Raw genomic sequence first — 13,160 nt, 5'->3', positions numbered from 1 at the left:
AAACTAAGGCAAAGCGAAAAGCGCTGCTTTGCGCTTACTCAGTTGAAATGTTTGCCCAGACGCCTCGCTGCGGAAGCCTCGCGTTTGGCTTGGTTGTCCCTTCGTGGTCGCCAAGGCAGTGTTATGCCTTCGGTAAGGGCCTCGATTAGCGCTCCATACCAGAACCTATGGGAAACTGACATACCAAGGGTATCGGGTTTGGCGCCGACGTGATCCAAGATCGCAAAGGCTTGGAGTTTGTCGATGGCCTGCGGCGTTCTTGGCGGCAGGGAGCCGAAGCGACGCAGGCCGGGGTGGCTGGGCTAGAGAGACCTGACGGTCGGCTCCTTGGCGCGTCAAATCGGCCCTCGAGCCATCGACAAGGGCGCGTATTCGACTGACAGGAGTATTGCCTGACCCCGTCAACGCTGCCGTGGGATCAGCCGCTCGGGTTAGGTCTATCGCCTTTAGTCCGGGCGTCCCGGGCCCTTGCGGCCCCGGCCGCGCTCTACCGCCGCTTGCGCTTCGGCCGAGCCCCCTCTCGGGTCTCGTCGGCACAGCCGCAACGATCGCGTGACGCTGGGGGCACGCCTGCGGTGCAGGTGCGCCACGCGGTCGCCGCGTGAGGGCACGCGGCGGCGTTGTGCCTGGCGGCTCCAGGTGACGGGGGCGTCGCTACCCGATAGCCCCGCCTCGCCGGGGCGCAACCCGGCCGCTTGGGCGGACCGGGTCTTCCACTGCGTTGCAGCCTTGCAGGTGCGCCCCGCCTTGGCCGGCGGGGCTGTCCGGTTCGCTCCTGCCGCCCCCCGCCACCCTGGCGCCGGGCCATGGCGGTTGAGGAAGGAGCGAGAGACACTATGGCCAAGGACGAACGCCACAGCCTCTATGGCGAGGTTACCAACCGGATCATCGCGCAGCTGGAAGAGGGGCGGGTGCCATGGGTACAGCCATGGGATGCCGACAGATGCCCGGTGACGATGCCTGCCAATGCCGTGACCGGCAGATTGTATTCCGGCATCAACGTGCTGCTGTTGTGGTGCGAAGGGATCGAGCGCGGGTTCACATCGCAGCGCTGGCTGACCTACAGGCAGGCCGCAGCGGCAGGGGGTAATGTCCGGCGCGGCGAGACCGGGACAGTGGTATGCTATGCCGACCGCTTTACGCCCCGTGAAGAAGCCGAGAAGGCTCGCAGCGAGGATCGTGACGCAAGGACGATCGCCTTTCTCAAGCGCTTCGTGGTGTTCAACTTCGACCAGTGCGAGGGGCTGCCCGAGACGCTGGCGGATCGCGCTGCACCAACCGATCCCGTGATCGCGATTGCCGAGGTGGATCGCCTGATTGCCAATTCGGGTGCGGACTTCCGGATCGGTGGGCCATCGGCCTTCTATTCCCCACTCGAGGACTATGTGCAGGTGCCCCCGCAGGCCGCTTTCCCCGAGCCGATCAACTGGTTCCGGACGGTCCTGCACGAGATGGGGCATTATGCCGGAGGGAAGGGGCGGCTGGAGCGTGACCAGAGCGGTGCATTCGGTTCGGCCTCGTACGCCAAAGAGGAAATGATCGCCGAGCTGACATCGGCCTTTGCCTGCGCCTCGCTCGGCATCGAGCCGACGGTACGGCATGCCGACTATATCGGATCATGGCTCGAGGTGCTGCGGGCCGACGAGAAGGCGATCTTCCGGGCGGCGAGCGCCGCCAGCAAGGGCGCCGATTATCTGCTGGCCTTTGCGACAGGAGGCCAGTGATGCGCGCGGCAATCATCCTGCACCATCGGGTGCGCGAATGGGGCCAGCGCTGGCGGTTCCGCCGGATCACCAATCCCCAGTTGCGCCGCATGCTGTGCGCCGTGCACGCCTTGCCCGCCCGCGAGCAGCAAGTCTTCCGGCTGGCCTGTTACGAAGACCTCTCCAACGAGCAGGTCGCAGCCCGCATGGGGCTGAGCACCGAGGAGGTGGTGCAGCACCTGTCGCTGGCCTTGCGGCTGGTTGCGGATTCCTACGAGCGGCAGCAGCAGGGGCGATGGTAGCCAAGGAGCAGTAGGGAGCGGGAGCCGCCCGGCCCGCCGGGCGGCTCCCGCCTTCGTTGGCAGGGGCAGGTTTATCCGGGCACGTGATCAGCGGCACGATAGCCGACGGGGTTGCGCTGCCATTCGCTGATGGCGCTCTCGCGCCATCCGGCGCAGCGCTGGGCAATGCGCACCTGCCTTGGGAAAGTGCCTTCCTGGATCTTGCGATAGAGGGTCGCACGCGACAGCCCGGTACGGTCGAGCACGACATGGAGGCGCAGGTAACGGTCGGGAAGCGGGGTACTCATGGGCGTAGTCCTTCATCGAAGGTGAGGGGGACTGGCCGGCCACGAGTAGAATTGGGGCAATTCGATACGAGCGCAAGACCTGCGACCAGCGCCCGCCAATGGGGCAGGCGCACGGTGGCGAACCCTGTACGACCATGGCGAACCTTGTCGCACTGTAGCGCAGGCAAAAATATTTTTCCGATGTGCGCACACGGATCGCGCTGGAGGCGCAAATTCTGCTCCATTTGAGGGACGAGGCAGTGCCATTTGCCTGATCCGGGACGCTTCGCGCTTGCGCCGTGAAGTGCAAATGCGCAGAGTCGCTGGAAAGGCCTGTCATGAAAACCGATCTCGATCATCTTCCCGCGAACAAGCAACGCGAACTCGAGCGCGTGGTGCAGCTCGTCTTCGAGGAATTCGAGGACGCCTTCGCGCTCTCGACCCACGAGTGGAAGAAGAAGGGGCGCATCGCCAAGATCGTTCTCTACGGCAGCTATGCGCGCGGCGGTTGGGTCGATGAACCGCATACTGCCAAGGGCTACCAGTCGGACTACGATCTGCTAATCATCGTCAGCGACAAGCGGCTGACCGATCGCGTCAAGTACTGGTCGAAAGTCGATGACCGGCTGATGCGCGAATACGGGATGGCCGGGACGATCCGCACGCCGGTCAACTTCATCGTTCACACCCTGCAGGAAGTGAATGATGGCCTCGCCCATGGTCGCTATTTCTTCATGGACATCGCCCGCGACGGGATCGTGCTCTACCAGAGCGAGAACAGCGAGCTTGCCCAGCCCCAGCCCAAGACCCCGCAGGCCGCGCTCGACATGGCGCGGGAGTATTTTGAAGAGTGGATGCCAGCTGCGAGCGGGATGCTCGAGACAGCAAAGTTTAGTCAATCGCAAGGCCGGTTGCGTGATGCTGCATTTCTAATGCATCAAGCCGCAGAGCGTCTCTATCACTGCGTGCTGCTGGTGAGCACTTTCTACACGCCCCACGTGCACAATCTGGCGTTCCTGCGCACACATGCCGAGCGCCTCGATCCGCGGCTTGTCCACGTCTGGCCGCGCGACAACCGCTGGCAGCGCGGAACCTTCGAGAAGCTCAAGGAAGCCTACGTCAAGGCGCGCTATTCGAAGCACTACAAGATCACTGCCGAGGAACTGACCTGGCTGGGTGAGCAGGTCGAGGAACTGGGCCGCGTGGTGCACGCGATCTGTGCAGAGCGGATCGCCGATCTCGAAGCACTCGCAGGCGAGCGCGCGGTCGGCCACAGCGCCTCCTGATCGCATCCGCAGGCCCGGCCCGGAGCCTGCCCGTCATTCCCTGTCTTCGGCAAAGGCGCGCGCGCCCCGCCGCCGCCACAAGGCGAGCGCCGTCTCGCGCTCTGCGGTGCGCAAGCGCGCTGCCGCTTCGACAAGAATGCCAAGGATCACCGCCCGATCATCACCGGTCAGATCGACCAGCCCGGCCTTGGCGACAAGCCCGCCAAGTTCGATCAACTGGCGCGTGCGCTCGCGCCGCTTCACCTGCCAGGCCCGGGTGTCATGCCGGGCCTTCGCTGCGAGCAGACGATGGCGCGCTGCCCGGCTGCGCCGCAGCGCCGCGCTCGTCGCCGCCAGCGCCGCCGCCAGGGCCTTCGGATGGACGGCCGCTCGTCCCGGCGCGCTCACCAGAAAAGAAGGCGGCGCCGCGCTTGCGCCATGCCTCCCGTCGTGCAGGCTCGGTGGTGCTCACCATGGCGAGCAGGGCGCCGGCCAGTTCCTCGATCGAGAGCGCATCGGCGCCGGTCGCGGTGACGAGCTCGCCCAGCTGCTGGACCTTGCGGTGCTTGAGCTGCCGGGCCTTGTCGTCGAGCGCCTTGAGCTCGGCATCGTAATCACGCGGTTTGCGCATGAGGGATGTCCTTCTTCTGGAGGGAAGCGGACAGTCCAGCTATCGGGAGTCTCACAGGCCAGCAAGACGCTGGAACGCCCTGAAACAGCGTGATCCCGAACGCGAGCAAATCGTGTGAGGGCGCGCTTATACGTCGTGCCGACGTGCTGCTGGAGGCGTAAATGGATCGCCGCCATGGCGATCTATCACTTCTCGGCCAAAGTCATTTCCCGCGCCACCGGATCCTCGGCGGTGGCGGCCGCAGCCTATCGCTCGGCCTCGCGCCTTCGCGACGAGCGGCTCGATCGCGATCATGACTTCTCCAACAAGAGTGGCGTCGTGCACAGCGAAGTGCTGTTGCCCGAGAACGCTCCTGAAGCCTGGCACGATCGCGAACGGCTGTGGAACGACGTCGAGGCCGCCGAGAAGCGCAAGGACGCGCAGCTCGCGCGCGAAGTCGAGTTCGCCATCCCGCAGGAGATGACGCAGGCCGACGGCATTGCCCTGGCGCGCGACTTCGTCACTCGCGAGTTCGTCGCGCGCGGCATGGTCGCCGATCTCAATGTCCATTGGGACATCGGCGCCGATGGCAGCCCCAGGCCCCATGCCCATGTGATGCTGGGCTTGCGGGAGGCCACCGAAGAAGGCTTGGGCGCCAAGGTGCGCGACTGGAACCGCACTGATCTGCTCACCCACTGGCGCGAGGCCTGGGCCGGGCATGTGAATGCGCGGCTTGCCGAACTCGATATCGCGGCGCGCATCGATCATCGCTCGCTCGAAGCGCAGGGGATCGATCTGGAACCCCAGCACAAGATCGGCCCCGCCGCCGGTCGCATGGCCGGCGAAGGCCTGGGGAGCGAGCGGCTCGAGGAACACCATGCCATCGCCAGGGCCAACGGCGAGAAAATCCTCGCGCAACCCACGATCGCGCTCGAGGCGATCACCCACAGTCAGGCGACCTTCACCACGCGGGATCTGGCAAAGTTCGTCCACCGCCACAGCGAGGGCAAGGACCAGTTCGATCAGGTCATGGCCGTCATCAAGGCCTCGCCTGAACTGGTCGCCCTTGGCAAGGACGGACGCGGCGAGCAGCGCTTCACGTCACGCGCCATGCTTGAGACCGAGCAGCGGCTGACCAAGGCCACCGTACATCTCGATGCCGCGCGCCGCCACGGCTTGCCCGAGCGCGTAGTTGAACGGGCGATAACCCGCGCCGAAACGCGCGGGCTTGCCCTCTCGCCCGAGCAGCGCGGCGCCCTCGAGCATGTGACCGGCGCCAGGGGTCTTGCGAGTGTCATCGGCTATGCCGGGACCGGCAAGAGCGCGATGCTGGGCGTCGCCCGGGACGCCTGGGAGCAGGGGGGCTACGAGGTGCGCGGCATTGCCTTGTCGGGCATTGCTGCCGAGAGCCTCGAGAGTGGCTCGGGGATTGCCAGTCGCACCATCGTCGGGCTCGAGCACCAGTGGGGCCAGGGGCGCGAACTGCTGAGCGACAAGTCTGTCCTCGTCATCGACGAGGCCGGGATGATCGGCACCCGCCAGATGGAGCGGGTGCTGGCCGAAGCCGAGCGCCGGCGCGCTAAGGTCGTGCTTGTCGGCGATCCCCAGCAGCTCCAGGCGATCGAGGCGGGCGCGGCCTTCCGTGCCATCGCCGAGCGCCACGGCGCGATCGAGATCACCCAGGTCCGCCGCCAGGTCGAGGACTGGCAGCGCGAGGCGACGCGTCAGCTTGCCACTGGGCGCACCGGTGAGGCGCTCGCCGCTTACGAGGAAGCAGGCCATGTCCATGCCGCGCCCTCGCGCGAGATCGCCCGTCAGAAACTCATCGATCACTGGGACAGCGATCGGCAGGCCAGTCCGGATACAAGCCGGATCATTCTGACCCATACGAATGATGAAGTGCAGGCGCTGAATGGAGAGGCCCGGGCCCGTCTTCGCGAGGCCGGCGATCTGGGCGAGGATGTGGCCGTGCAGGTGGAGCGCGGCACGCGCGACTTTGCCACGGGAGACCGGGTGATGTTCCTGAAGAACGAGCGCAGTCTGGGGGTGAAGAATGGAACGCTCGGCACTGTGCGCAGTGTCAATGCATTGGCCATGGGCGTGACCCTCGACGATGGCACCTCGGTGGCCTTCGACCTCAAGGACTATGACCGGCTCGATCACGGCTATGCCGCCACCCTTCACAAGGCACAGGGCATGACCGTTGACCGGGTCCATGTCCTGGCAACGCCAGGTCTCGATCGTCACGGTGCCTATGTGGCTCTCACCCGGCACCGCGACGGGGTCGAGCTGCACTATGGGCAGGATGACTTTGCCGATCACACCAGGCTAGCACGCGCGCTCAGCCGGGATCGCGGCAAGGACATGGCGACGGATTACGGCAAGACGCCAGAGGAGGGGACGCACGTTCGGCAGGTCGAGCCGGCGGGCCGTACATCGCGCAGCCGCTTCGATGGGCTACGGCTGCCCAGTGGTCCGCTCATCGATCCGGGCAAGGCAGGTCCCGTCCATGCGCCGCCGGCCAAGCGAGAGCCGCCAGCCAAGCGAGAACCGGAGGCCAGGACGCCGGACACCGGGCCCCCGCGCAAGGGGCGCTTCGATGGTCTGGAGCTGAAGCTCCCCGATCATGTGCGGCGCACACTGGAGCCAGAGCCCAATCCGGCCTCGGCATCTGCCCCGCAACTCTCGGCAGGGGCGCAGGCCGAGGCGCGCGCCGAGCGGTTGCGTGAAGAGCGAACCGATGCCTTGAAGCGCCATGCCCGGGCCGTCGCTGCCGTCTTCGAGGCCCGCGAGGCCGGGCAGCGGGCAAGCCCGGAGCAATGGTCCGAACTCGATGCCTCGCGTACCCAATTCGAGGCGCTGCGCCCCTACGGCGCACACGATGCCGAGAAGGCCTATGTAAAGGAGCCCGAGCTGGCTCATGAAGCGGCGCAGGGGCGGATCAACCGGGCGGTGCGCGCGCTGCAGCTGGAGACGCAATTGCGCACCGATCCCGAGCTGCGTGCCGACCGGTTCGTTGCCAACTGGACGGCGCTCAGGACGAAGAGCGAGCAGCAATATGTGGCAGGCCATATGAGCGCCCGCCGGGAAACCCGGGCCGTGATGGCAGACCTTGCCCACAACCTCCATCGCGATCCTCAGCTGGAATCGGTGCTGGCCCAACGCAAGCAGCAGCTCGGTATCGTGTTCACCACAGGGCGCTCGTTGGGCGATGACCTTGCGAGCAGCCTGGGGCTGGGACGGGGCAGGGGGCTTGGATTGTAGGGGCGCCGACGTGCTGCAATCTGCAAGTCGTGGCGCAACGAGAGCCACCTGCTTCCTCGCGATGCCGACAAATCTGACGCACCCCGAGACGGAATCGTGCAGCGCGCAATTCTCAGGATCTGTCCGGACATCCCAGCCTCTGGCGCTGTGGTGCGCGGCAGGCATAGCCTTGCACCCATGACCTCATCCCCAGACCCCGGCGCCGACATCGCCCCTGATTCCGCCGCGAGCCCCGCAGAAGCCTTCGAGGCTCTGCGCCATGAACTCAGCCTTCTGCACAATGCCGTGGCAGGTCTCACTGCCGCGCGCGAGAAGATCCCGGATTACCGCGCGGATTTCGATGAGCTCAAGGAGGCGATCGAAGACAGTTGCGATCGGCTTGCAGCGATCGAGCAGAGTCCCTCGCTCAAGCTGACGCCTGCGGTCCTCACGAAGGAAATCGTGACGGCTGCCAAAGCGGCGCGTGCCGAGGATGAGCGCTTGCTGGAGACGGCGCGTGTCTCGATCCATAACGCGGTGGGCGCCATAAATTCCATCGTCCAGCGTGGGCAAGCTGCCGATCGTCAGCATCTGCGCCTCGTTCAAGCCGGTATCGCAGGACTGCTGGCAGGGATCGTTCTGTGGTCTTTCCTGCCCGGCGCCGTCGCGCGCTCGCTGCCCGCTTCATGGCATGTGCCCGAATGGATGGCGGCGCGTACCTTGGGGAGGACGATGCCGGGGGTGCTGCCGGCACTGTCGCCAACATCTGTGCCGGTGTTGCCCGATAAGGCTGGCGAGGCCCGCAGTACGCATCGGAAAGCCAAGACGAGGGATTGAGCGGCTAGCAGCGTGTGGGATTGATTGATGCTCGAACGCGTCGCGGCCCATCCACGCCGCGTGCTGGCTCGCTGCTCTTCTCGGAACCATGACTTCAGAAACGTCGGTGACGATCCGTATTATGGCAAGGGCTGGGACCTTCGCGACGGTCGGCTTCTGAACAACAATTTTAGGATAGCTGACGTTCCCGGCTTCCGGCACCGGTGTCGGCTCGCGCCAACATAGCCGACGTCCATGTCGCTTCAGTCCGAGTTCGAAACCGGACATCATTCCGAGCGGCACGATTTGACGGCTCCTGGGCCGGGAAGAGACCGTCCGATCATAGCTGACGAAATGAGGAAAGCTGCCATTTTAGCCATCAGCTTGCTAAAGCAGCTTTGACCAAATGGCCGCCGTCAATAGTCTGAAGGCAGGCCGGCAGCGTTCCAAGAATCAAACTCTTTGATGACGATCGCAAAGTCGCGCTTTTCCTTCGGGCCGCCTTTGTGGACGATCCCGACGACCTCATCATTGGAGTTGATCACCGGACCGCCAGACATGCCCTGAATGAACTTGAAGTTCACTTCGAGAAGATTGATCAAACTCTTCACAGTCGTGGAGCTGACCGTTCCTTCGCGGAAATTGACCTTGTCAGCTGGACTGAAGTCGGGATAGCCGATCGCGACAATGGGATCGCCGGTCACGGCGGCGGTCGTACTCTTGCTCAGCTCGTAAAAATCGGTTGCAGGAATTGTATGCGTCAGGATCGCAAGGTCGCGGTGCTTTGAATAGTGCGCTACCGAGACCTTGAACTTATTCGAGGGCCGCGATGGGTGATGAACGATCGCGTCCTTAATCCCAGCAACGCAATGCGCCGCTGTAACTAATCCGACACCCGCGAGAAAGAACACGCTGCCCTGCGCGTATTTGTCCATGTCGTTGAGGTGATGCTCAATCACCCAAACAGACCTGTCCAGTCGTTCGTGACGGGTCGGTTGTACTTTGATGGCCTGCTTCGGGAAGGCGGTGTTGAACCGGAGAGCGAGTGCGCGATAGACCGGATCAGCAAGACCTTTCACATTCCCAAGCCACGCAATCTTTCCTTTAAGATGGGAACTGATGTCAGCCTTCCCACCAAAGTCGGCGGCATAGCGAGCTTGAGCCGCAACTGCGTCTTTCTCCACTGCGTAAAGTGCCGCGCGAATATTGCGGACGAAGCGCCGGTCAACGTTCAGTCCCTCGTTGACCTTTAGCCCTGTCACTACGCGCCGTGAGTGCCGGTCTGCGTAGTGAATTTTCTCAGGGTTGAGCGCGAAACCGTTGCTGGCAAAGGCCGCCTGCAGCGCAGCTGACAGAAGCTCGGGGTCAACGCGGCCTGTTGTGGGCAATGTACCGTCGAACAGCGCGGTGAGCGGACGCAAGCTCGACAGGCTGATATCATCCGCATAGCGCGTGTAGATACACTTTGCGTCCTTCGCAAGTTTGAGCAACGCCCGGTCGAGCCGAAAGCATACCATGTTGGAGAGAACCGGGCTGGCGGGACCGCCTTGCGGCAGATGGCCGCTGTAACAGCAGATGCGTGCGACCGTTTCCGCCGCATCGCGCGGGACACCAATTGCATGGAGAATCCCGAATACTCTTTGCTCAGTTATCGAACCGAAAAAGTCTCTGATGTCGAGATTGAGGATAAAGCGCTGCTTCAGATGCGAAGTCGCGTTCGACTTCACCGATTTGCCTTGAACGTAGCCGTGGACCGGATTGCGAACCGGGTACAGCTGGTCGAGCAGATTAGCGATCCGGCGCTGAAGGAATTTGAGGCGCCGGTCGGGAGCGTTGATAAGCCTCGGCTTGCCGCTTTTCTTGGCAACATCGAAGCAATGGTACATTTTCTCCCTGTGATACCAAATCTTCTTCATCTCTGCTGGTGAGACGCCGAGATAGGAAAGAAGCGCTGTGTTGCTCGAAAGCTCTGAGGGTATCGGTACATGGATTGGAGTAGGGATGCCGAAGCCTAGCCAGCCATTAGTCACGAGGTCTCCCTTCCAATCACGCCACGGTTAATCATCGATCGTCATGGCGCGCACGACATGTCTAGACATTTGCTCTTACGCCGCAGTTGCTACAGCGCGTATGCGAGGGGAGACCTCGTTTGGATCGAATACCAAAGAACCCATCTCCTTGATAGTGCGCTGATTAGAGTTACTAAGATTTTGAACACACTGTCCCAATGAACCGCCCCGGGATTGCCGGAGGCCCTAACTCCTGAGAGGAAGGGTCTACGATGAGCAAGACGACGAACAAGTTTGCCCCTGAGGTTCGGCAGCGGGCGATCCGGATGGTTCTGGATCACGAGGGAGATTATCCTTCTCGCTGGGCTGCGATCACATCGGTTGCTGAGAAGATCGGGTGTTCCGGACACACGCTGCTGGAATGGGTGAAGAAAGCGGAGGTGGACAGCGGCAAGCGCGGTGGTGTGCCGACGGAGACCGCCGAGAAGCTCAAGGCGTTGGAGCGTGAAGTCCGCGAACTGCGGCAGGCTAACGAGATACTGCGCAAGGCGTCGGCATATTTTGCCCAGGCGGAGCTCGACCGCCCGTTCAAACGATGATCGCCTTTATCGACGAACATCGCGATGCCTATGGGGTCGAGCCGATCTGCCGGGTTCTGCCGATCGCCCCATCCACCTATCACGAGCGCCTTGCCAAGCGGCGAGACCCGGCTTTGCAATCTGCTCGTGCCCGGAAGGATGAAGAGCTGAAGCCCGAAGTTCTGCGGGTCTTTGCCGAGAACTTCGGCGTCTACGGTGTACGCAAAGTGTGGCGGCAGATGAAGCGCGAGGGCTTCGATGTTGCACGCTGCACTGTACAGCGGTTGATGCGAGATCTTGGTCTGCAAGGGGTGATCCGCGGCAAGCCGGTTCGCACCACGATCGCGAACAAGGCGGCGCCATGCCCGCTCGATCAGGTCAACCGCCAGTTCCATGCTCCAGCGCCAAACATGCTATGGGTTTCCGACTTCACCTATGTCGCGACCTGGGCGGGGTTCGTCTACGTTGCCTTCGTGATCGACGTCTACGCTCGCTATATCGTGGGCTGGCGTGTCAGCCGGACAGCGCACGCCAGCTTCGTGCTGGATGCGCTGGAGCAGGCTATCCACGACCGACAGCCCGTTCATCGCGGCGGCCTGGTCCATCACAGCGACCGCGGATCGCAATATGTGTCCATCAAGTACACCGAACGTCTCGCGGAAGCCGGCATCGAGCCATCCGTCGGCAGCGTTGGTGACAGCTACGACAACGCTTTGGCCGAGACGATCAACGGTCTTTACAAGGCCGAGGTGATCCACCGTCGAGGCCCTTGGCGCTCATTCGAAGCCGTCGAATACGCCACGCTGGAATGGGTCGACTGGTTCAACAACAGGCGCCTGCTGGAACCGATCGGAAACATTCCGCCCGTCGAAGCCGAGCAACGTTACTACGCTATGCTGGACGAGGTCCCGCTGGCTGCCTAATTTAAGAAAACTGGCCTCCGGCAATCCCGGGGCGTGTGTGGATGCCTCCCAGATTGCAAGGTGATTTCTGACTTTGCTCGGCAGAGCGCTTCATCGGTCGTGTGTCAGGCCTCTGGTGTGGCTTGCTGACGCCACGGGCCGTTATGCAGTTCGAACGATCCGGGCCACATCGGTTCAGCGAGCTTGGTTTGCTCTCGCCCCGGGACTGGTTAGCCGTATCGTGAACATTGAAGTCCTTGCCGCATAGTATCAGTCGATCTCCTTGTCGGGGCCGAGGCCCCGAGCGCTATGGCAGTTACACCATCACGCCAAACGGTAGTCTTCCTCGCGGGTCATCATCGCCCAGATTGTCCGTGCCATTTTGTTCGCCAGTGCTACGGCGACCACCATTCTGGGCCGTCGAGCCATCATGCGGCCCAGCCAGTTGTCGGGAGAACGCCTTTGCGCACGATCCATCGTATCCTGCTCATCGCACCGACGACGAGAAGTTTGCGAATGTCGCTTTGACCCATTTTGCTCATGGACCCGAGGCGGGATTTTCCGCCCGTTGATCGCTGCTTGGGCACGAGGCCGAGCCATGCTGCGAAGTTTCTGCCGCTGGCGAAAGTCCGCAGATCTGGTGCAAACGCCATGATCGCACCAGCGGTCACCGGGCCAACGCCCGGCACCGTGCAAAGGCGGCGAAGCTCGACGCTGACCGCCATTGCTTCCCGTAGTCTGAGTGAAAGCTCGTCAATCTTCGCGGACAGGGTGTCGATGTGCTCGAGGTAGAGTCTTGCGATCTCCCGTATACCGGGAGGCACGTCGACATCATCATCGTCCATGGCTGCGCGGATTTCCTTCAGATGAGGAACTCCTTGAGGGAATACCAGGCCGAACTCGGCCAAGTGTCCTCGTAGCGCATTGATAGTCTGCGTCCGCTGGCTCACAAAACACTGATGGGTACGATAGGCCACAGCTCTCGCTTGATGCTCCGCGCTTTTGACCGCAACGAAATGCAGGTTCGGGCGCACAGCAGCTTCGGCAATGGCCGCCGCGTCTGCAGCATCGTTCTTCTGCCTCTTCACGAAAGGCTTCACGTAGATTGGCGGGATCAGCCGAACCTCATGACCTTCCGCGCCAGCAAATCGGCCCCAAAAATGGCTCGTCGCGCAGGCTTCCATAGCGACTATACAGCGAGGCTGCGCCTTGAGCAGCGCCTCCAGTTTGGACCGTGAGATCGTCCGATTATATAGAACCGACCCTGCTCGATCAGTCGCGCAGACTTGGAAGCTGCGCTTCGCCAGGTCGATCGACAGCATGTGTGCATTCGCCATATGCTCCTCCTTCGGGCACCGCCACGGCGCCATTGAGCATCATACGATGCCCGATGAAGGGAGGCATCCACCGCATCAGTTCACAAACATGCTCCCGCGGCACTTGTCGGTGCAATTGGAGGCTGACGA

10 protein-coding genes, 1 pseudogene and 1 other annotated feature are annotated in these 13,160 nt (G+C 62.9%); of the genes and pseudogenes, 6 read left to right on the top strand and 5 right to left on the bottom strand.

The window, feature by feature from the left end:
• Positions 1–836 precede the first annotated feature (836 nt).
• Both CI805_RS14345 and CI805_RS14340 read left to right on the top strand, forming a co-directional pair.
• Positions 837–1,724, top strand: coding sequence for an ArdC family protein (locus CI805_RS14345; RefSeq protein ID WP_260924683.1), 888 nt, complete (start codon positions 837–839; stop codon positions 1,722–1,724).
• Positions 1,724–2,005 carry an RNA polymerase sigma factor gene (locus tag CI805_RS14340; RefSeq protein WP_260924675.1) on the top strand — a complete coding sequence of 94 codons (282 nt, stop codon included), beginning with the start codon at positions 1,724–1,726 and terminating at the stop codon, positions 2,003–2,005. Before CI805_RS14345 ends, CI805_RS14340 begins: the two co-directional genes overlap by 1 nt.
• A gap of 71 nt (positions 2,006–2,076) precedes the next feature.
• Here CI805_RS14340 and CI805_RS14335 read toward each other — a convergent pair whose 3' ends face one another.
• Positions 2,077–2,292, bottom strand: a complete 216-nt coding sequence (locus CI805_RS14335; protein WP_260924673.1) for a helix-turn-helix transcriptional regulator — start codon at positions 2,290–2,292, stop codon at positions 2,077–2,079.
• Positions 2,293–2,609: 317 nt separating this feature from the next.
• Here CI805_RS14335 and CI805_RS14330 point away from each other — a divergent pair, with 317 nt between their 5' ends.
• The gene (locus CI805_RS14330; protein WP_260924671.1) at positions 2,610–3,557 is read left to right on the top strand and encodes a nucleotidyltransferase and HEPN domain-containing protein; all 948 of its coding nucleotides are present in this window, start codon (positions 2,610–2,612) and stop codon (positions 3,555–3,557) included.
• 33 nt (positions 3,558–3,590) lie between these two features.
• Here CI805_RS14330 and CI805_RS14325 read toward each other — a convergent pair whose 3' ends face one another.
• Both CI805_RS14325 and CI805_RS14320 read right to left on the bottom strand, forming a co-directional pair.
• Positions 3,591–3,800: a conjugal transfer protein TraD gene (locus tag CI805_RS14325; protein WP_260924670.1), complete on the bottom strand. Its 210-nt coding sequence runs from the start codon at positions 3,798–3,800 to the stop codon at positions 3,591–3,593.
• 16 nt (positions 3,801–3,816) lie between these two features.
• On the bottom strand, positions 3,817–4,167 hold the full coding sequence (locus CI805_RS14320; protein WP_260924668.1) for a conjugal transfer protein TraD: 351 nt from the start codon (positions 4,165–4,167) through the stop codon (positions 3,817–3,819).
• Between the two features lie 174 nt (positions 4,168–4,341).
• Here CI805_RS14320 and traA point away from each other — a divergent pair, with 174 nt between their 5' ends.
• Both traA and CI805_RS14310 read left to right on the top strand, forming a co-directional pair.
• Complete coding sequence (gene traA / locus CI805_RS14315) at positions 4,342–7,410, top strand: Ti-type conjugative transfer relaxase TraA (protein ID WP_260924667.1); 3,069 nt, start codon at positions 4,342–4,344, stop codon at positions 7,408–7,410.
• A gap of 96 nt (positions 7,411–7,506) precedes the next feature.
• The gene (locus tag CI805_RS14310) at positions 7,507–8,226 is read left to right on the top strand and encodes a DUF6118 family protein (RefSeq protein WP_260924665.1); all 720 of its coding nucleotides are present in this window, start codon (positions 7,507–7,509) and stop codon (positions 8,224–8,226) included.
• Positions 8,227–8,621: 395 nt separating this feature from the next.
• Here CI805_RS14310 and CI805_RS14305 read toward each other — a convergent pair whose 3' ends face one another.
• On the bottom strand, positions 8,622–10,235 hold the full coding sequence (locus tag CI805_RS14305) for a reverse transcriptase domain-containing protein (protein WP_260924663.1): 1,614 nt from the start codon (positions 10,233–10,235) through the stop codon (positions 8,622–8,624).
• 251 nt (positions 10,236–10,486) lie between these two features.
• Here CI805_RS14305 and CI805_RS14300 point away from each other — a divergent pair.
• A protein-coding gene (locus CI805_RS14300) for an IS3 family transposase (RefSeq protein ID WP_260924661.1) occupies positions 10,487–11,715 on the top strand; the annotation gives its coding sequence in 2 pieces (ribosomal slippage) (positions 10,487–10,775 and positions 10,775–11,715; 1,230 coding nt in all).
• Positions 10,768–10,884 (top strand) — a sequence feature (AL1L pseudoknot). It overlaps the preceding gene by 117 nt.
• Positions 11,716–12,018: 303 nt before the next feature.
• On the opposite strand, the pseudogene CI805_RS14295 reads toward CI805_RS14300, so the two are convergent.
• A pseudogene (locus tag CI805_RS14295) lies at positions 12,019–13,031 on the bottom strand (IS110 family transposase).
• Between the last annotated feature and the right edge of the window lie 129 nt (positions 13,032–13,160).

The sequence above is a fragment of the Novosphingobium sp. 9 genome, assembly GCF_025340265.1.
Classification (GTDB): Bacteria; Pseudomonadota; Alphaproteobacteria; order Sphingomonadales; family Sphingomonadaceae; genus Novosphingobium.
Note: the sequence above shows the minus strand (reverse complement) of the source record. Positions and strands in the feature narration are given on the sequence as shown.

Excerpts from the sequence above, each read along its gene's own strand:
- CI805_RS14320 (WP_260924668.1), bottom strand. The coding sequence starts at position 4,167 with ATGCGCAAACCGCGTGATTACGATGCCGAGCTCAAGGCGCTCGACGAC.
- CI805_RS14335 (WP_260924673.1), bottom strand. The coding sequence starts at position 2,292 with ATGAGTACCCCGCTTCCCGACCGTTACCTGCGCCTCCATGTCGTGCTC.
- CI805_RS14345 (WP_260924683.1), top strand. The coding sequence starts at position 837 with ATGGCCAAGGACGAACGCCACAGCCTCTATGGCGAGGTTACCAACCGG.
- traA (WP_260924667.1), top strand. The coding sequence starts at position 4,342 with ATGGCGATCTATCACTTCTCGGCCAAAGTCATTTCCCGCGCCACCGGA.
- CI805_RS14330 (WP_260924671.1), top strand. The coding sequence starts at position 2,610 with ATGAAAACCGATCTCGATCATCTTCCCGCGAACAAGCAACGCGAACTC.
- CI805_RS14340 (WP_260924675.1), top strand. The coding sequence starts at position 1,724 with ATGCGCGCGGCAATCATCCTGCACCATCGGGTGCGCGAATGGGGCCAG.